The 18,211-nt window shown below is 59.3% G+C and carries 13 protein-coding genes; 6 read left to right on the top strand and 7 right to left on the bottom strand.

Translation table 11 applies throughout. The annotated features are described in order from the left end of the window. Positions 1-338: 338 nt before the first annotated feature. The 5 genes from AC1Z3W_RS11515 (at position 339) to AC1Z3W_RS11495 (ending at position 5,925) form a co-directional block, all read left to right on the top strand. Positions 339-1,829 (top strand): flavin-containing monooxygenase, encoded by a 1,491-nt coding sequence (locus tag AC1Z3W_RS11515; RefSeq protein ID WP_057923886.1) that lies wholly within the window; start codon positions 339-341, stop codon positions 1,827-1,829. A 33-nt stretch (positions 1,830-1,862) separates the two neighbouring features. Next, a complete protein-coding gene (locus tag AC1Z3W_RS11510; protein WP_483507614.1) occupies positions 1,863-2,813 on the top strand; it encodes an alpha/beta hydrolase in 951 nt (316 codons plus the stop codon). 222 nt (positions 2,814-3,035) lie between these two features. Beyond that, the gene (locus tag AC1Z3W_RS11505; RefSeq protein ID WP_483507613.1) at positions 3,036-4,655 is read left to right on the top strand and encodes a GMC family oxidoreductase; all 1,620 of its coding nucleotides are present in this window, start codon (positions 3,036-3,038) and stop codon (positions 4,653-4,655) included. A 260-nt stretch (positions 4,656-4,915) separates the two neighbouring features. After that, positions 4,916-5,227, top strand: coding sequence for a hypothetical protein (locus AC1Z3W_RS11500; RefSeq protein ID WP_141661740.1), 312 nt, complete (start codon positions 4,916-4,918; stop codon positions 5,225-5,227). Positions 5,228-5,235: 8 nt separating this feature from the next. Beyond that, positions 5,236-5,925 (top strand): winged helix-turn-helix domain-containing protein, encoded by a 690-nt coding sequence (locus AC1Z3W_RS11495; protein ID WP_483507612.1) that lies wholly within the window; start codon positions 5,236-5,238, stop codon positions 5,923-5,925. Positions 5,926-6,254: 329 nt separating this feature from the next. On the opposite strand, the gene AC1Z3W_RS11490 is transcribed toward AC1Z3W_RS11495, so the two are convergent. The 5 genes from AC1Z3W_RS11490 to AC1Z3W_RS11470 all read right to left on the bottom strand — a co-directional run bounded on the left by AC1Z3W_RS11490 (position 6,255) and on the right by AC1Z3W_RS11470 (position 14,072). Continuing rightward, complete coding sequence (locus tag AC1Z3W_RS11490) at positions 6,255-7,229, bottom strand: WD40/YVTN/BNR-like repeat-containing protein (RefSeq protein WP_483507611.1); 975 nt, start codon at positions 7,227-7,229, stop codon at positions 6,255-6,257. Between the two features lie 13 nt (positions 7,230-7,242). After that, positions 7,243-9,642, bottom strand: coding sequence for an efflux RND transporter permease subunit (locus AC1Z3W_RS11485; RefSeq protein ID WP_185734379.1), 2,400 nt, complete (start codon positions 9,640-9,642; stop codon positions 7,243-7,245). Positions 9,643-9,649: 7 nt separating this feature from the next. Next, positions 9,650-11,356 carry a DUF1302 domain-containing protein gene (locus tag AC1Z3W_RS11480; RefSeq protein ID WP_057923881.1) on the bottom strand — a complete coding sequence of 569 codons (1,707 nt, stop codon included), beginning with the start codon at positions 11,354-11,356 and terminating at the stop codon, positions 9,650-9,652. A 16-nt stretch (positions 11,357-11,372) separates the two neighbouring features. Continuing rightward, a complete protein-coding gene (locus AC1Z3W_RS11475; RefSeq protein WP_057923880.1) occupies positions 11,373-12,692 on the bottom strand; it encodes a DUF1329 domain-containing protein in 1,320 nt (439 codons plus the stop codon). Between the two features lie 399 nt (positions 12,693-13,091). Beyond that, positions 13,092-14,072, bottom strand: a complete 981-nt coding sequence (locus tag AC1Z3W_RS11470) for an aminotransferase class IV (RefSeq protein ID WP_057923879.1) — start codon at positions 14,070-14,072, stop codon at positions 13,092-13,094. Positions 14,073-14,638: 566 nt separating this feature from the next. On the opposite strand from AC1Z3W_RS11470, the gene AC1Z3W_RS11465 reads away from it, so the two are divergent. Next, positions 14,639-16,099, top strand: a complete 1,461-nt coding sequence (locus tag AC1Z3W_RS11465) for an aldehyde dehydrogenase family protein (RefSeq protein ID WP_483507610.1) — start codon at positions 14,639-14,641, stop codon at positions 16,097-16,099. Positions 16,100-16,273: 174 nt separating this feature from the next. On the opposite strand, the gene AC1Z3W_RS11460 is transcribed toward AC1Z3W_RS11465, so the two are convergent. Together AC1Z3W_RS11460 and AC1Z3W_RS11455 are read right to left on the bottom strand one after the other, a co-directional pair. After that, positions 16,274-16,873 carry a TetR/AcrR family transcriptional regulator gene (locus AC1Z3W_RS11460; protein ID WP_057923877.1) on the bottom strand — a complete coding sequence of 200 codons (600 nt, stop codon included), beginning with the start codon at positions 16,871-16,873 and terminating at the stop codon, positions 16,274-16,276. A 584-nt stretch (positions 16,874-17,457) separates the two neighbouring features. Beyond that, positions 17,458-18,087, bottom strand: a complete 630-nt coding sequence (locus tag AC1Z3W_RS11455; protein WP_057923876.1) for a TetR/AcrR family transcriptional regulator — start codon at positions 18,085-18,087, stop codon at positions 17,458-17,460. Positions 18,088-18,211: the final 124 nt, after the last annotated feature.

The following is an 18,211-nucleotide window of genomic DNA, read 5'->3' as shown; positions in this document are numbered from 1 at the left end:
ACCGATGCAGAGCATCGCGACCTTCACAACCGCGGGTGTAATGGAAACCCCTTATTCAAATTGTCCCTTGACTGCATAAGACTGGGAACCGTGGGACTTGGTCAAATGATCATGTTCGAGATGACAGGTCAAACCGGGATACGTACGTCAATGACCCGCGTGCATGTCAGCTTGGTGCGTAGCAGGTCTCACCTGGGGTTGTCCGCATTGGGTTGAAGCGTTGATGCTGGCATGCACCTGTGGGCATCTACTTTAATTCGAAGTCAAATGACCAAGTCGTATGATTTGGTCGTGCGGCGTTACGAGAATTTTCAATAACTGGTCATTGGAGGGATCTCATGGCTAAGAATCAAACGGATTCGTGTTCTCCTGAGCACGTAGACGTACTAATCATTGGGGCCGGAATCTCGGGAATCGACGCCGCTTGTCATCTCCGCATGCATTTGCCGGGTCGCTCGTTAGCCATTCTGGAAGCAATGGATGGATTCGGCGGTACGTGGTGGACCCATCGTTACCCCGGCGCGCGTTCCGACAGCGACCTGTACACGTACGCGTTCGGATTCCGCCCGTGGCAGGGCCGATCGATCGCCACGGCAGATGAGATCCACAGCTATCTGGGCGAGGTCATCGAGGAATATGACCTCGGTTCGAAGATCCGCTATGGGCATCGTGTTCAAACGGTGAACTGGTCGAGTGAACAAAAGCGCTGGACGATCGAGGTATCGCGCAACGATACCGGTGAACGCTTCACGATGACCACCGACTTCTTGTGGTTGGGAGCCGGGTACTACGATCATCGTCAAGGCTTTACGCCCAAGTGGAACGGATTCGATCGTTACAAGGGAACGGTCGTTCATCCGCAGCACTGGCCCGAAGCGCTCGACTATGCCGGAAAGCGTGTGATCGTGATCGGCTCGGGCGCGACCGCCGCAACGCTGATTCCGGCAATGGCCGGAACCGCGGCGCATGTGACGATGCTCCAACGGTCGCCGACGTTCTTCACGGCGGTTCCGTGGACCCACCAGCTGGACGCTACGCTTCGTGAACTCAGCCTTCCCGAAGAATGGCGGTCGGAGATTTTGCGGCGCGCGCACCTGAAGCAGACGTTTGACCTGATCAATCTTGCCGCAGCGAATCCGGACGCGGTTCGCGACTGGCTGATCAACGAGACCCGGCAACAGCTGCCGGAGGGTTTTGACGTCGACAAGCACTTCAATCCCAGCTATCGCCCGTGGCAGCAGAGAGTGGCCGCAGTCCCCGAGGGAGACCTCTTCACGGCCATCCGGGACGGGAAAGCATCCGTCGTGACGGACACCATCGAATCGTTCGACGAAAGCGGCATTACGTTGGCGTCGGGCGAGCACCTGCAGGCGGACATCGTCGTGACGGCGACCGGCTTCGACATGAGCGCTTTCGGCCAGATCGCATTTCAGCTCGATGGAGATCCGGTCGACATGACCAAGCGGGTCTCGTATCGAGGAATGATGATCGAGGGTATCCCGAACATGGCGTTCATCTACGGCTACTACCGTTCGAGCTGGACGCTCCGTGCCGATCTGGTCTGCGAATTCACTTGCCGTGTACTTGCGCATATGGAAAAGGTCGGTGCGAAGACGGTGGAGCCGTGCCTGCGAGCCGAAGACGCCGACATGCAGCGGCTGCCGTGGACGGACCCGACCAACTTCAATGCCGGGTACGTCATGCGGTCGCAACACCAGATGCATTCGCGTGGTGATCGTATGCCGTGGCAGCACCACTTCGAGTATGAGGAGGAGCGCAAGAGCATTCCGGAATTGAGCCCGGATTCCGAAGTCCTCGTGTATCGCTGATCTCCGAGCAACGTTCGATTACAAGGTGATGTTATGGCACTCGATTTGCACCTCGCTGGTTTTCTCGAATCCTTTGCCGGGTCCGGCGCGAAACCATTGCCGCAGTCAACCCCGGAAGAGGCGCGCGTATTGATGCAGCATCTGGCACGCGCCGTTCGTGCACCAGATGCAGTTGTCGCCATGCACAGCGTGGAAGACCTGACCGTCCCCGGCGCGACTGGATCGCTGCGTGCGAGGCTCTATCGTCCGACCCGGGAGCGTCATCTGCCGACGGTCGTTTATCTTCACGGCGGCGGGTTTGTCATTGGCGATCTGGATACTCACGACAACATTTGTCGAGAGCTGGCTCGTGGCGCGAATGCGGTAGTCGTCTCGGTGGATTACCGGCTGGCTCCCGAGCATCCGTATCCGGCCGCGGCCGACGACGCGATTGCCGCGACCAAATGGGTGATCGCGAACGCGGGTGAGTTGGGCGGAAACGACGTAGTGGCGGTGGCCGGAGATAGCGCCGGCGGCAATCTCGCGGCCGTCGTGACCCAGCAACTGCACGTCGAGGGAATTTCGCTTTCCGCCCAGTTCCTGATCTACCCCGCTGTGGCACAAGACCGCTCCGGCTTTCCTTCCTTCAAGGAAAACGGTGAAGGCTACCTGCTCGATCTCGAGACGATCGCGTGGTTTGATCGACATTACGTGCTTGACGGTACCGACCGGGAGGATGCCCGACTGGCCCCGATCCTTGCGAAGGACTTTGCCGGGTTGCCGCCTGCGGTCATCGTTACCGCGGAATTCGATCCGCTGCGCGACGAGGGAGAGGCCTATGGACGCTTGCTCCACGCAAGCGGCGTCAAGGTCGAAACGATCAGGTGCGATGGCATGCTTCACGGGTTCTTCGACATGGGGGCGATCTCGCCGGGCGCCCAGGCGTCGATCGAGAAGGGGCTCGCGATTTTTCGAAAGGTACTCGGCAGCGCGCAGCACCATTGATACGTTGGCGGTAGCGACTTGATCTTGCTTTCCGCCATTTCGTGGCCGCATGCGGCTCGATGGATGACCTCCAACGTTGCCGATGCGGCCACACAGTTCTGATGCATGACGGAATGAAGCCGATTGCGCGACGGCTCGGTGGGGCTGCGACGCGAGTGGCGGAATCGATGCATCAGGTAGTTGCTTGTGAAGCGCTCAAGCACCTATCCAGGACACAGACCCGTGAAGAATTCATTCGATTATCTTGTTGTAGGCGGCGGCTCGGCAGGCAGTGTGCTGGCTTCGCGTTTGACCGAAGACCCTGATGTGACGCTGTGCCTCTTCGAAGCCGGCGGCACCGGCGATGGATGGCCAGTCAACGTACCGGCCGCCTTGGTGCTGATGGTCCCGTCCCGGCTGAACAACTGGGCGTTCGAGACCGTTCCCCAGAAGGGGCTGCTGGGACGGCGCGGCTACCAGCCGCGTGGTAAGACGTTGGGCGGATCGTCTGCGATCAATGCGATGGTGTACACGCGTGGCCATCATGCCGATTACGACGATTGGGCCGCGCTCGGCAACGAAGGCTGGGCCTGGCGCGACGTCTTCCCCTATTTCAAGCGAAGCGAGCATAACGAGCGTCTTGGCAATGAATGGCACGGGCGCGGCGGCCCGCTTTGGGTCAGTGATCTGAGGACAGGCAATCCGTTTCAGGCACGGTGGCTGGATGCCGGACGACAGTGCGGCTTGCCCATCACGGACGATTTCAACGGTGCGGAGCAGGAAGGGGTCGGCATCTACCAGGTGACCCAGAAGGATGGCGAGCGCTGCAGTGCTGCACGTGCCTATCTTTTTCCGCATATGAAAGCCCGCGACAATCTGACGGTGGAGACCCATGCGCAGGTCAGGCGCATTGTGTTCGACGGTAAAAGGGCCGTTGGTGTCGAAGTCACGCGTGCGGGAACTGTCGAGACGGTTTGGGCAAAAAAAGAGGTGATCCTTTCCGCGGGTGCCCTTCAATCGCCTCAGTTGCTGATGTTGTCCGGCGTCGGTCCGAGGGACGAACTCCAGCGTCACGGGATCGAGGTCGTAGCCGATCTCCCTGGCGTTGGAGAGAACTTGCAGGATCATCCGGACTTCGTCGTCAGCTACAAGACGAATAGCCTGGATGCGCTCGGCGTATCGGTACGCGGCGGGATCAAGACGCTGCGCGACATCAGGCAATATCGGGCGTCACGGCGCGGTACCATGACAACCAACTTTGCCGAAGGCGGCGCCTTCCTGAAGACGCGTCCCGATCTGGAGCGGCCGGACGTGCAGATGCACTTTGTCGTGGGTCCCGTCAACGATCACGGGAGAAAGTTGCAGCTCGGACATGGCATTTCCTGTCACGTGTGCCTGTTGAGGCCGAAAAGCCGTGGCTCGGTCAAGCTGCGAAGCGCGGATCCGCTTGATGCGCCGTTGATCGACCCGGCATTCCTCGAGCACGCGGATGACCTTGATGTCCTGGTCGAGGGATACAAGTTGACCCGGCGGTTGATGGCGGCGCCGGCCATCTCGGCGTTCGTGACGGAGGATCTGCTTGAGTCTCGGTCGCGATCCGACGAAGACATTCGTGCGTTGTTGCGCGAGCGGACCGACACCGTTTATCACCCGGTAGGAACGTGTCGTATGGGGAACGACGAGCTCGCCGTCGTCGACGCGCAATTGCGCGTACGGGGGACGGAAGGCTTGCGTGTGGTTGACGCCTCGATCATGCCGACGTTGGTTGGTGCAAACACGAACGCGCCAACGATCATGATTGGAGAGAAAGCCTCGGATCTGATTCGGAGGATTTCGCGATTCCCGGCTGCGATGCCGGCGTGAAAGCCGGAATCGTGGTTTGACCGATCCTTTCCCGCGCCGGCATTCGTCGGCGCAAAGGCCTCGATCGTACACGGACGTTGCGAGCATGATATGCGTCGCAATGTCCGCTGCCGGAAGGCCGGGGCTCACTGGACGCTCTCCGGGGCACCGCGAGCTTTCTGGCGTCGAGCGCGTGAGCCGTGAGGTCTGGTGACGCGGCCAACCACCGTTCATGAAAGCATCCTTGCTCTTTGAAGGGCAAGGCGAGCACGAGGCAACAGATGTCGCCACCTGCGGTCGAGCTGTCGGGCGGTGACCTACGCGCGCCAACAACCGGAGAAAGGCCGGTGCTCGCTTCGCGGCGACGAGCCGCAGCAAAAAACGAACCAGTCAGTCGATCGACCTTGTTCGACATCGGGCCGGTGCGGGCGCAGGAAATCTTCCTCCCCTGCCTCTATCGCAATGGCCTCAGCGCGCGCGATGCCGAGCGCCGTCTTCAACACGTCGAGTCATGCCTGCGAACCTTGAATCCTGTCCGGCACCTGAACGCTGTCCGGCAGGTATTCACGCGCACAAACGGCAATGACCCGTAAATTCAATCATGCACGCGCTGATACTCATCGCGGATGACGCGCCGGAAATGTCGTCGATGCTCGACATCTGCCTGACTTGCAACGGGTTTCGTACATTTCGGACCCATGCCTCTCAGGCCCTGCTTGCGACGCAATTGAACCTGAAGCCTGATCTGGTCATTTTCGACGTGCGTGAGCTGCGCGCGGATACCGTGGAAATGCTCGCCACGCTTCGACGGCAAAGCGATACTCCCATCATTGTCGTGTCGGAATGTGATCTGGACAGCGAGCGGTTGCGGACACTGCATGCCGGCGCCGACGATTACATTGTCACGCCGTTCAACCAGGAAGTGCTCGTCGCGCGATTGCTCACGATTCTTCGCCGCTCCGGTGCGCTCGCCCCTGCGCGCCGTCTCCGGGTTGGAATGCTCGAGATCGACACGGAAAGCTATATGGCATGCGTGAGAACGTCCACCGGTGAAGCGCCCGTTTCCGTCACACTCGTCGAATTTCGCCTGCTGGCTCACATGGCCAAGCTGCCGAATCGTGCATTTACACGCATCGAATTGCTCAACGCGTGCATGACGGACGTAGGTGCATCTACACGCACTGTCGACAGTCACATGAGCCGGCTGCGCAGAAAGCTGATGGCCTCAGGGGCGTCGGGCATCCTGGAAAGCGTGCACGGCGTCGGCTATCGTCTTCGAAAACCCGGCTGACGGGAGCGGGCGGCGCTCGTTGTCCGAATCTGCTGTTCGGTGAGTCGGCATGCCGTCGAGTCTGGTGCGCTATCGGCAGATCGCCTGCTCCGAGGCGTTGCGGCGTTCGCACAGGTCATTGAATGTGATCTCTGGGTTCCCGGTTTTCCGCGGGATGCGGATGGACATTTCGTCCGTATGCCGCTTCTTCATCGCGTTCTTCTCGCCCCACGACAGGGGAGCTCGATCGCTCTACGGCTGCCCAATCCGTCTTGGGTCAGGACGGCTTCGAGGCAGCGAGCCGTGTTTCTCAGATTCACGGCCCGCTGCACGTGTCGGACACCGGTCAGTTACTGTGCGACGACCCCGTCACGAGAAAAAATCAGCCACTTGTCGCCAGGCGAGGGGAGGGCCGCTGTGTACGTCGTCCCGGTCGCGGTGTGCAGTTGCTGGAACGTCTTTCCATCGTCGGCGCTTTGAGCCTGTAACCCGTCGACACCGACCGCCAATACCGTGGAGCCTCTGGACGCAAGCGAGGTAATGGAATTCTTGGTGTCGAGCGTCGCGCGTGACCAGGTATGGCCGTTGTCTTCGCTTCGCATCAACGTACCGCGCAACCCTCCGACCAGAAGCACACCATTGGGGAGTGCCACACCGCACCAGAACGACCCCTTGTAACCGGTCTCCGTGCTATCCCACGTGTTGCCCTTGTCCTTGGAAATAAAGAGCCGCCCCTTCTCGGCCGTAGCAAAAATGTCGCCGTTGCTGTTTGAAAAAATGCCGAACAGATTCAGGTCCGACTTCTTGCCATTCGGAAGAACGGCTTCTTTTTTTGTCCAGGTCTTGCCGCCGTCATCGGTGACAAGGATCAGCGACCAGAGTCCAACGGCCACGCCATGGTTGGCATCAAGGAAGTGAACGCCGAACAGGGGGCGATCCTCGGTCGTCGAGAGCCGCTGTATCTTCCATGTCTCGCCGCCGTCGGTGGTCTTGAGAATGGCACCCCAGTGGCCGACTGCCCAACCTGTGTTGGCGTCGATGAAACTGACAGACGTCAGCGTCGAGCTCACGGGGACAGACTTGGCCTGACGGTACGTCGCACCGCGGTTGTCGGACAGAAGAATGATGCCGTTCGCGCCGACACTCACCACCCGCTGGCCTGCCCACGTTGCATCCAGCACGGGCGACTGGGTCGCAATGCCGGACAGGACAGCCGGAACGGGCCTGAGTTCGGGTGCGGAGACCGCGCTTTGCATGCCGCCCAGCAGCGCTCCAAAGATGACGATACCTGCCGAAATGGAGAGAACCTTACGATACATAGTCATGGAATCCTCTTCTTCAATGTGCCAGCAGGCCAGGTGCGCGCGCGGGCCGCCGTCTCGGGAAGATGCGCTCGAGCCAGACGGCGAAGGCCGGCAGAACAGTCATGGCCATGACCATATTGACGATGAACATGAAGGCCAGCAGCTTGCCCATATCCGCCTGAAACTTCAGCTCGGAGAATGACCAGGTGGCGACGCCGATCGCGAGCGTGATCGCTGTAAAGATGGTTGCCGTCCCGATCTCCAGGATCGATTGCTCGAGCGCCTTGACGATTCCGACGCCGTTGGCGAGATGCAGCTGCAGGCGGTTGTAGATGTAGAACGCATAGTCGACGCCGATGCCAACGGCCAGCACCATCACGGGTAACGTGGCGACGGTCAGGCCGATCTGCAACTCCTTCATGAACCAGTATCCGATGAAGGTGCCGATCGTCAGCGGCAGGCAGCATGCGAGGACAGCGCGCAGGTCGCGGTACGTGAGGAGAACGAGCAAGACGATGGTCGCATAGACGTAAAGCATCATCGGCAGTTCGCTGCGCTCGATTTCGTCGTTGACCGCGGCCAGGACACCGGCGTTTCCGGACGCAAGCCGGATCTTCACGCCAGGCAGCGTGTTCGTATCGCGAAAATGCTTCGCGGCATTGATGACCTGATTGATCGTGGTCGCCTTGTGGTCTGCCAGATAGATGTTCACCGCGGTCATGCTGCAGTCCTTGCGCATGACGCCCGGGGTGCGGGCCACCTCGCCGGCCAACGACGAATAGTTGTCCGGGTCGATGGGGATCGCGGACATCTTTGGATTGCCTTCGTTGTACCCCTCGTTGTATTGCCGCAGCAACGACGAAAATGAAACGACCGACAATACGCCGGGAACGGCGCGCATCGACCAGACGAAGCGATCCTGATAGGCGCCGATTTCCACGTTGTTGCAAGACTGGGGCGGCGCTTCGAAGACGATGGAAATCCAGTCCAGGCCGACGTCGTAGCTCGACGCAATGGAAACCGAATCCTTGTTGAACCGGGCGTCGGCACGAAGTTCGGGCGCGCCTGCCTGCAGGGTGCCGACTACGCGGTCTCGACTTTCCCAGGCCGCCACGCAGAAGACCACGACGGCAGCCAGAAGGACGAGCGCCGCATTGCGGGGAATGGCGACCTTTGCGAGGACCCGGAGCACGCGAGCGCGACGAGCGGCATGCAGCTCGGCATTCTTCGCATAATTGTGGTCGACCTTGAGCAAGGACGCCGCCAGCGGGAGCATCACCAGATTCGTGACGATCTTGTACGCAACACCGAGCGAAGCGGTAATCGCGAGCTCGCGGACCATCGGAATCGGAATCAGGATCAACGTGACGAAGGAAACGAAAGCCGTCACAAGGGCGAGCGTCCCGGGAATCAGCAGCCCGCTGAAGCTGGATCGAGCGGCTTGCTCCACCGACTTCCCGTGAGAGATTTCGCGAACGATGAAATTGATCTGCTGAACACCGTGTGAAACGCCGATCGCGAACACGAGAAACGGAACCAATACGCCCAACGGGTCGAGCCCATAGCCGAGGAGATGCAGCGTGCCGAACTGCCAGACGAGTGAGAGAAGCGAACACGTCAACGGCAGGATCGTCAGACGAACGGAGCGACAGTACCAGTAGACGGCCAACGCGGTCAGGAGCAGGGCGATCGCGCAGAACTTCAGGACAGACGATGCGCCGTTGGCAATATCACCGATCTGCTTCGCGAAACCGATAATCTGGATCTCATAGTTCGAATCCTCGAACCTGGATCGCAACTGCGATTCGAGTGCCTGATCGAATGCCACATAGTCGATCCGCTCGCCTTTTGCATCCAGTTCGTTGAGGTCCGCGGTGACCATTGCACTGCTCTGGTCGCGCGACACGAGGCTGCCGACGAATCCACCCTGGGCAGTCGAGCGCGAAATGGCACCGACCGTGTTGCCGTCGAGCTGATCCGGCGTCACGGTGCCGGGAATGAGCGGGTCGGCTCTGAATCCGTCTTCGGTAATCTCATTGACAAATGAATTTGGAGTCCAGAGTGATTGAACGCTGCTGCGAGATACGTTTGGCAGAAACGTGACCGCCTGGGTGACGTCATACAGCCGCTTCAACGCGGCCGGCGTCCAGATGCTTCCCTTGCGGGCCTTGACCACCACGATCAAACGGTTGGCGCCGAGCAGATCACCGCGATACTCATTAAACGTCTGAGTATATTCATGGCCAAGAGGAAGCTGCTTCTCAAACCCCGCATCCATGCGAAGCTTGACGGCGAAGCAGGCCATGACGACCGTGAAGAGAACCAGAAGCCCCAGTACGAGACGCCTGTGACCGAACAGCGTATTTTCCAGCGAATGAAGAGTTCTTAGCAGCTTGCTGGGTCGGGCTGCGTCGGAAACAGGCGTTTGATTCATATTGACCTCAGAAATTTCGGGATGCGACGATTGCCACGAAGTCCCTGTCACGTAGCGGGTTGGCCAGAGGGTTGGTCGGGCCCATGAAACGGGTGTAGTTCAATGCAACCTGCCACTTCGCCGGGTTCTGTATGAAATTCACATACAGGTTCATGGCCGTCACGCCGCGCATGAACTGGGCATTCACGTTCGGCGTATTGCCGAACAGGCCGTATCGGACGAATATCCCCGGATTGACCTGCCACCCGGGAATGAGGGTGCCGTCGTAAACCCAGTTGAAGTCGACATCAATCCCGCCGGAGTATTTCGTTCCCTGTGCGCTACCCGGTGAGTTGAGTGCGCCGGTCGCGAACAAGTCGTTGAATTCATTCCCCCACAGAAGCGCACCAGGCGAAATCGGCGACCCGCCATAGCTCTTGTGAAGCCCGGGATAAGCAATGATCACCGTCTCGGTCGTCAATGTGGCGGTCTGGGCGCCGAGCAGTTTGAGGAATGCTCCGGAATTGCCTGGCTGGAGCGAGTAGAGGGTAGTCAGATGCCACTGGAATCGCTTCTCGTCGACCCAGCAGTTTCCACCTTGCGCGACGCATCCACTGGCCGGATTCAGGGGAACGGCATCTCGCGGACGGTACGAGAGCTCGGTACCGATCGCCCAATCGCCAACGGGGAAGTTGGCGCTGACACCGATCATGTGACGGTCTTCCGGAAATCTGAAGACCGTCCCACCCGTTGAACTCAGCGAGACTTGCGGGAACTTGTCGTGATACGCGATCGTGTAGAAACCGAGATTCAGGTCCGTTCCCGCGGGCTGGTAGCGAATGGAAAAGCCATACTGCCCGCCGTTTTTCGGATGGATGGTCGAGACGCCATACGTGTTGTTGCCTGGCCCTACGATCTGATTCGACCAATAGCTGCCAACCGGCGGAAGGTAATTCTGGTTCCAGTTGCTCTGGATGTACCCTTCGACGTTCACGCCGTGACCCAAGCCGGAGGCGACACTCAGTATTGGTGCGGGCAGGATGATCTCCTTGACCTGCGCCCCAGGTTGGGACGCGCGATTCACGTCGATCGCATTCGTCGCATTGACCCCACCGATTTCCCAGATGCTTTCGCCCCAGCTGACGACCTGATTACCCACACGGACGCGTGCAATCTGGTCGCCTACGTTGAACTGCTTGCTGACCCACAGGTCGAGCAAGCGTGGCTTGAAGCGGATGTTTTTCTCGGCATCGGACGGGAGCCCGCCGCTCAGGTTGGGCGCAGGGTTATAGAAAAGGTCCTGTCCGCTGGTTGCGCCTGTCGTGTGGGTCCCGGAGTAGTCGTATTGCCAGGTGCCGCGCGCCATGAACGTGAGCCCTTGCGACGGCATCTTCAGGACCAACTCGTGGTTGCCCTTGAGATAGCTCGTGAAAGGATCTCCCTTGCCGTAGTTGATGTCGCCTTGATCGGAGAGGCCGCTCAATTGACCGAGTCGGCCGCCACCGGTCCGCGCACCGGTGGCCTGATTGTAGGTCGGCGATACGAGATTGCTGCTTGGCGAGGCAGTTCGAACGCCGACGCCGGCCGATATCGTCGAATCGAAACTGCCTTCAACATTCCCGATCGTGAAAGTGAAGGCGTGTGCGCTGCCGCACCCGACGGTGACAAGCGCCGCGATCGCCGCGCGCACGAAAGCCACACTGGATCGGGGCTGAAATGAGGAAGTGGTAGCCATTTTGTTTCGGCACCTGTCAACGCTCGCTCAACGCACGGAGATTATCGGCGTTGTAGAAGCTGGGCTTGTAGTGTTGGTCCGCCGACGAGTCGACCGACCACTTCGCGTCCCGTCCGGCCGCGAGCATCGAACCGTCCACGAGGTATCGGCCATCGACGAGGTTGTATTGAGCGAATGCGAGCGTGTCGCAGCTTCCCGTCTCATACACCGGAATGATGTAACCTTCGCGAACCTTCGAGATGTTTCCCTGCGCGTCATAGTCCACCGCGCCGAGGTAGCTCCAGCTATCTTCGTCGACGTAGAAGAGGCGCTTGGGCGCGGTATGGCGCATACCCTGCTTGACCGTGGCTTCCACGACCCACACGCGATGGAGTTCGTAGCGACGCTTCGACGGGTTCACGAAGTCAGGGCCATAGGCATCTTCAAATTTGTCCGAAAAGTCGTACATGCCCAGGTCGTTATAGGTAACGATCATTTCCTTCTTGCCGAGCAACTTCCAGGAGAATCGATCCGTCTGTCCGGAGAAGACCAGCGCTTCATCCATGTTGTACTGGTTGTCGAATCCGATCTGGGGCGCATCGTAGGCATACGACGGCATGCGACGGGTTCGGCGTTGCCCCGGGAAGTAATAGAAGACTTCGGTCGGCTTACCGGCGTAGGTCGTGAAGATCGCGGCCTGGCCGGCAATGGCCGCCGGGGACTTGTACGCGTAGTAGGCGTTTCCTTCGACTTGGTTGACCTTCGCGAACGTCGTGCCGGATTTGTCACCCCAAGGCTGGTAGATCCACGCGTCGGAAACGTTCCTGATCCAGTCGGAAGAGCCCTTCCGGGGTGAGACGGCGGTGGTGATGTCGCGCATCTCGACGCCGGCGCCGCGATAATGCAGCTTCGCGTTCCACATCACCTCCGCGCCGGTTTTGGGCGCAGGGAAGGGGTAGCCGGGCAGATGCGCATCGGCGAGTTCCGACCCGTCCGCAGACATCTTGGCGAAGCCCACGTTGTTCTTCGTATTCTCCGCGACGAAATCGGGGACGCCACACGTGCGCCGGGACGGATAGACCGGCATCGTGAAGCCCTTCAGGTTCTTCAACAGCGCAATTTGACCCGGATTGAGCTTGTCCGCGTATTTGTCGACATTGCTGGCGTCGATCGTATACAAGGGTTTGTCTGATTTGTATTTGAAGAAATCCGCGCGACGCTTGCCGTAAGTCCAGCCCGTCCCGACGTTACCGACAGGTGTCCATGCGGGGATGCCGCTCGCGGTGCCGGCGACTTCGGCCCCGGATGGCGTATGAGATGAATCCGTACCTTCCGCAAACGCACCGGTCAAAGTCATCGCGACCGCGGAAGCGATGAGTGACGATTTCGCTGCCGATCGGATGAGCGAGGCAGATTTCTTGAAAGAATGAGTCTTGACCACAGCAATCTCCTTGACCTTGACCAGGTAACGTGTGCCTGCCAAAGGGTTGTGCATAGACGAATGCGGATGAACGTGCCGATAGTCCTGTCCGTTTTTTAGCTATGCGAAATGAATGAAGGTGCGTTTGTACTTTGTTCTATTGAATCAACGAACTCCAGGTCATTGCTATAACGTAGAAGTTCGTATTGACCGGCGCCTTGGTGGGGTGCCGGACGTCTGTCGATGCATACAGCTATCGGGCGCCTACCAAATCCGGATGCGGCTTACTCGACCGCATCGGCTCTGTTTGCGCGCCACTTTCGAGTGGCTTCCGGCTTATGCGGGGACCGACGAGAAGTATTCGGCCGGCTGCGCGTGCCATCCTGCCCAACGCTTCTCCCAGTAAAGGTTGTGAATCTTCTCGGAGATCGGGCCGGGGCCGTTGCGATTGCCGAGGGGCTGATCGTCAACGGCGCTGACGGGCATGATTCCGCCTGCGGACGAGGACGTGAATGCTTCATCGGCTTCGCGCAACTGGGTCGCGGTGTATTTGCCGATGTTCACCTTGATGCCGAGCTCGGCGGCGATGTCGAAGACGCTCTGGCGCGTGATGCCCAACAGACAGCCTTCAGCCGGGGTATAGAGCTCCCCGTTCTTGGCGAAAAAGACATTGGCACCGGCTGCTTCGGTGAGGTTGTCGCTTTCATCGACGAGAACTGCCCAGTCCTTTTCCTGTGTCATGGCTTCGAAGAGGGCGAGCTTCATGTCCATCCAGTGGAAGTTCTTGGCAGTGGGATCGACAGCCTTCGCGGAAATGCGGTTATACAGCTTGCTGATCAGCAGGTTCGAGCCTCGCGTACGGACCTCGTCGTCCGCCTGGAAGAAGAACGGCACGGCAAAGGCAAACATGGCGTTCTTCATTGCGCTGCGGTCGCGGCGATCGACGCTCAGCGGACCGCGGGTGACGCACCACCAGACATACGCGTCCTTCAGGCCGGCGTTTCGCACGAGATTGTGGAGGATTTCCCTGACCTGATCGCGATTGAACGGATTCTCGAGGAAGAACTTCGCCGACGATTCTTCCATGCGCGCGAGGTGATCGTCGAGCCGGAAGAAGTTGCCTCGCGAGACGGTGACGACATCGTAGGCCGCATCGGCATGCAGGAATCCCGCGTCGACGAGCGGGACGGTCGCTTCGGTGATGGGGACATAGTTGCCGTCGCAGAACGCACTGCCGTCTTCGTAGCGGGGTTCATGCGGAGCGCGAGCATGCAACGGGTTCTCATGCATGATCTGCTGTACTTGAATGATTGGCATGGTAATTACCTTTCGCTCCCGAGGGAGAATTGTGATTCGACGTTGACGTCAATAAGCGGCCGGATCGCGGTGCATTACTTTACGGATTGCTTACTTCTCGGCTATCCGGCGCGAAGTCTGACACATGACTTGATCAATTGACCTTGTAGTAGAAAATATTGCTCGAAAAATTCCTTGTCGATGAAGGTTAACCCTCTGTGATGCACGCTTGGGTACTCGAACGGCGCGCTGGCCTGAACTCACCGCCCAGTGATGGCTGAATGCTCGCGTCGGTAGACCCAACCGATTCGCCCGGGAAAGCAGCTTCGGCTTGTGGCGGACTTCGCTGGAAGTCGCCTCGTGGTCTCGTCTTCGTCATCGTCCGGTCGCACTCACTTCAGATCTTTCTGCTGCTGCATGGCTGTTCGTTCCCTGAAGCGTCTTACTTTGAAGTGCCGGTGGCAATACTGATTATTACTGAGTCACGTGACTTGGCCAAATGATCAAAAAGACGATAGTATGAATCTTCCCGGGCGATTCGGCGGCTGAAGACTCGCCCCCGAGACCAACTGACATGGAGCGAGCTGATGCCGATTTTTGAAGAAGACCATCTCCGCAGGGCGTTCATAGGCGGCCGTTGGGTGGAGCCGGCGAACGGAGGCATTGAGCACGAAATCATCAATCCGGCGACTGGCGAAGTCTCCGGCGTGCTGCTCTTCTCTGACGAGGCGGATGTGAACCTGGCTGCGAAGGCGGCGCATGACGCCTTCGCGGCATTCTCGACCACGCCTCTTGTTGAGCGGCTCAAGATGCTCGAGCGCGTGATCGGTGCCTACACCGAGCGGTTGCAGGATATGGCGGACGCAATCACGCTCGAGATGGGCGCACCGATGGACGCCATTTCTCGTCCGCTTCAGGCGGCGTTGGGGCTCTGGCACCTCCATACGACCCTGGAAGTTGCAAGGCAGTATCCGTTCGAACGAACCCAGGGCACGTCGCGGATCGTGAAGGAGCCGGTGGGGGTTTGCGGGTTGATTACGCCATGGAACTGGCCAATGAACCAGGTCATGTGCAAGGTTGCGCCGGCGCTGGTTGCGGGTTGCACGATCGTGTTGAAGCCCAGCCAGAATGCACCGTACTCGGCCATTGTCCTTGCCGAGATCCTTGAGAAGGCAGGCGTACCTCCCGGCGTATTCAATCTCGTGCAGGGTTCCGGGCAGCGCCTGGGAAGGGCCATCGCTTCCAGCCCGCTGATCGACATGGTGTCGCTGACGGGTTCGACGAGCGCTGGCGTGGAGGTTGCTCAGGCCGCAGCAACGACGATCAAGAGGGTGACGCTGGAGCTAGGCGGAAAATCGGCGAACATCATTCTGGATGGCGAAAACTTTCAGCAAGGCGTCACGCATGGGGTGCTCCAGATGATGGCCAACTCCGGTCAGACATGCACCGCGCCATCGCGAATGCTGGTGCCGGCGCATCGCCTCGAGGAGGCGGAACAGATTGCGGTCGGTGCGTGCGGGCAGGTCGTCGTCGGCGATCCGCGCGATCCCGGTACAACCATGGGGCCCATGGCGAACCAGCGCCAGCATCAAAAGGTGCAGGAAATGATCCGGGTGGGAATCGACGAAGGCGCGCTTCTCCTGTCTGGGGGGCTTGGCAATCCTTCCGGGCTTGAAAGGGGCTACTACGTCAAGCCGACGATCTTCAGCCGCGTGAACAACCGCATGAAGATCGCAACCGAGGAGATCTTCGGCCCAGTATTGGTGATCATCCCCTATCAGGACGAATCAGACGCCGTCGCCATCGCCAACGACTCGCCGTACGGATTGTCCGGCTACGTCTACGGTGACTCGATCGAACAGGCGGAAAGTGTCGCAAGAAAATTGCGGACCGGGATGGTACATTTGAACGGCGCGGCCGTTGATATCGCGGCCCCGTTCGGTGGGTACAAGCAGTCCGGCAATGGTCGAGAGTGGGGCTACGCCGGCATCGAGGAGTTCCTGGAGACGAAGTCCATGTTCGGCGCGACGCCGGGCGCCGTCAGCTAGCTGGAATCGACGCCGGGCGCCCATTTCGGATGGGCGCCCGGCGTCTGGGTTCGTCCATCTCCGGAACGGTAACAAGATCGAAGCCGGCCATGGGGCGGGGTGCAGAGCGAGCGTGCATCGCGTCGGCTCGATCAGGTTGTCGGCTTTTGGCGCAATGACGTATCGCGTCGATTTTCAAACCCGTATGGTCGACTTCGAGATGGCGGTGGCAAACGCCTCCAACGCTGAACTTGCACTATTCAGGTTCGCCCTGAGCCGATGGATATTCGTTTCCGCGTGCCAGCTGTTCAGCAATCCATCGATCAGGATGATGCTCATTCTGGCTACGGGTTCAATCATGTCACGGTTGACTTGCGGCGCGCACTTGCCCAAGTAGGCGATCGTTCGCTCGACAGTCTGGACATAGGTTTTCAACGCGAAATCCGGGCGATGACGTTCCGCCCACTGGATCAGTTCCGACTGCGCCCGGGCGTATGAGGGATTCTGCACGAGCCACTCGACTATCTTGCGCAACTGCCATCCGGCAAGTTCGCCGAAAGACTGGAATTCAATATCAGCGGGGGCGTTCGTCGCGAGAAGATCAAACAGGGATTCGTAAACCGCGTCAAACAGATCGTCCTTGGTATGAAATACATAGTGGAGCGATGCCAGAGGGCAGCCTGCGGCTTCAGCGATTCGGCGCGTGGTGGCTCCAGCGACGCCATGCGCGGCGATGACCTCGACGGCAGCGTCAACAAAATCTTGTCGCCGCAACGCAGCGCGAACTCTTGTCATTGGTAAACTCCGGTACCCGAAAAACCCTCTTCCGTCCACGTCATGCAGGCGCGTAGCGTTCGTTCGAGATACATGGTCAAGCGACCATAAACGTCGTGAATTATGTCGGCTTCTTGAAAGTTTGTCTATGGACGGGCCGGGCCACTGGTGTCCCGAATATCCAGTTCGCTCGGTCGAGCCGTTTCCAGATGGACTGATCCAATGACTTGATCAAATGATCGGTTAAAGTTAAACGGACAGAGGCTTGCCGTCGATGGAGGTAAACCCGTGGGCGAAAAGGGCGCAACGTAAGCCTTGAGGCTGCCTGGAGCGTCAGGTCTCTATGCGGATGGAAGCTTGATGCCTGGCGGCAGTTTGTGCGAAGTCTCGGCGATGCCTGTTACCTCGCGTCGCACGTGCCGCAGTTGGACGCGAGTGACGTTTACTGACAGCACCTTCGAGCAGAGCCTGCGAATAGGGCGGCGCATGAAACGACGTTGCAAACGTCATGCGCCGCGAGCCGTGCGGACATTTTGAAGAGGCGATGCGACGTTGCTGCCGTGAGGCTACCGGGAAGCCGGCGCCTCGAGGCAGATGGCAGCAACTTACTGCTTCCGTACCGACTTGCGAGGGGGCTTGGCAGTAGAGCGAGCGTCCGAAAGTGTCGCTGCATAGGAAGCCAGCATCCTGCTGGCATGGTCGACATCAGCAGCCAGACGTTTCGGATCTTCCTGGGCAAACCAGGAGAAAAGCAACCCGTCGATCAGGATAATGGTCAACCGCGCGATGGCATCCAGTGCCTTGGCATCCGCACGAGGCTCGGCGGAGGACAGGTTGCCTCGGGCGCCTTCGAGGGAAATGCGAAAGGCGCCAATGGCCACATCGGGCTGATGCCTGAGTGCCCAGGTAAACAATTCTGACTGGGTCTTCGCGTATGTCGGGTTTGCTTCGAACCAGGCCATCACGGAGCGCAGGTTGAACTCCGCCAGGTCAGACAGGGTGCCGTGCTCCGGAGCCTCCGGGCTATCCGAGCGGATCAGGTCGATCAAGGACTCGTAGACAGCGAATAACAGTTCGTCCTTCGAGTGAAAGACGTAGTGCAGGGAAGCCAGTGGGCACCCTGCGGCCTCGGCGATGCGGCGGGTCGTGGCACCCTTCACACCGTGCTCTGCAATAACCGCGACAGTCGCCGCTACGAGGTCCTGGCGGCGGACTTCAGCCCGTACTCTCTGCATAGGCCAGAGCTCCGTTTTATGTCTTCGTCCAAAGGCGCTACCCGTGCTGGGGTAGTCGAATTCTCGGATATTAGCATGACGATGAGCAGCATTTCGCAAGCAACGTAAGGCATTGTCCTGCTCG

This window comes from Burkholderia sp. 10_S31 (genome assembly GCF_056930375.1).
This window is presented reverse-complemented; position numbering and strand designations above follow the sequence as displayed.

Excerpts from the sequence above, each read along its gene's own strand:
- AC1Z3W_RS11495 (WP_483507612.1), top strand. The coding sequence starts at position 5,236 with ATGCACGCGCTGATACTCATCGCGGATGACGCGCCGGAAATGTCGTCG.
- AC1Z3W_RS11480 (WP_057923881.1), bottom strand. The coding sequence starts at position 11,356 with ATGGCTACCACTTCCTCATTTCAGCCCCGATCCAGTGTGGCTTTCGTG.
- AC1Z3W_RS11465 (WP_483507610.1), top strand. The coding sequence starts at position 14,639 with ATGCCGATTTTTGAAGAAGACCATCTCCGCAGGGCGTTCATAGGCGGC.
- AC1Z3W_RS11510 (WP_483507614.1), top strand. The coding sequence starts at position 1,863 with ATGGCACTCGATTTGCACCTCGCTGGTTTTCTCGAATCCTTTGCCGGG.
- AC1Z3W_RS11455 (WP_057923876.1), bottom strand. The coding sequence starts at position 18,087 with ATGCAGAGAGTACGGGCTGAAGTCCGCCGCCAGGACCTCGTAGCGGCG.
- AC1Z3W_RS11475 (WP_057923880.1), bottom strand. The coding sequence starts at position 12,692 with ATGACTTTGACCGGTGCGTTTGCGGAAGGTACGGATTCATCTCATACG.
- AC1Z3W_RS11515 (WP_057923886.1), top strand. The coding sequence starts at position 339 with ATGGCTAAGAATCAAACGGATTCGTGTTCTCCTGAGCACGTAGACGTA.
- AC1Z3W_RS11470 (WP_057923879.1), bottom strand. The coding sequence starts at position 14,072 with ATGCCAATCATTCAAGTACAGCAGATCATGCATGAGAACCCGTTGCAT.
- AC1Z3W_RS11500 (WP_141661740.1), top strand. The coding sequence starts at position 4,916 with ATGTCGCCACCTGCGGTCGAGCTGTCGGGCGGTGACCTACGCGCGCCA.
- AC1Z3W_RS11485 (WP_185734379.1), bottom strand. The coding sequence starts at position 9,642 with ATGAATCAAACGCCTGTTTCCGACGCAGCCCGACCCAGCAAGCTGCTA.
- AC1Z3W_RS11460 (WP_057923877.1), bottom strand. The coding sequence starts at position 16,873 with ATGACAAGAGTTCGCGCTGCGTTGCGGCGACAAGATTTTGTTGACGCT.
- AC1Z3W_RS11490 (WP_483507611.1), bottom strand. The coding sequence starts at position 7,229 with ATGACTATGTATCGTAAGGTTCTCTCCATTTCGGCAGGTATCGTCATC.